The sequence below is a fragment of the Faecalibacterium sp. DFI.5.82 genome (genome assembly GCF_029076575.1).
Classification (GTDB): Bacteria; Bacillota; Clostridia; order Oscillospirales; family Ruminococcaceae; genus Faecalibacterium; species Faecalibacterium duncaniae.
In genome coordinates this window covers 1-299 of the sequence record NZ_JARFIS010000818.1, presented here as the reverse complement: position 1 = coordinate 299, position 299 = coordinate 1, and the positions used below count along the sequence as shown (strand labels likewise).

Below are 299 nucleotides of genomic sequence, written 5' to 3'. Positions count from 1 at the left end.
CAGCTGTCATGGGTTCCAGCTTTTCGATGGTCAGGCAGCCGCACTCGGCGGCGTGGATCATGCCGTCGTCCTCGCTGACGGGGATAAAGGCACCGGAGAGGCCGCCCAAATGGTTGGAGGCCATCACGCCGCCCTTCTTCACAGCATCGTTCAGCAGGGCCAGGCAGGCCGTGGTGCCGCAGCAGCCGCAGGTCTCAAGGCCCATCTCTTCCAGTATGTTGGCCACGCTGTCGCCCACAGCAGGGGTGGGGGCCAGCGAAAGGTCGATGATGCCCGCGGGCACGCCCAGAGCCTTGGAG

The 299-nt window shown here is 65.6% G+C and carries 1 protein-coding gene; it reads right to left on the bottom strand.

All coding sequences use genetic code 11. From position 1 onward, the window contains the following. Positions 1–299: DUF711 family protein (locus P0G09_RS19045; RefSeq protein ID WP_275253453.1), on the bottom strand; the 299-nt coding region annotated here is incomplete at both ends.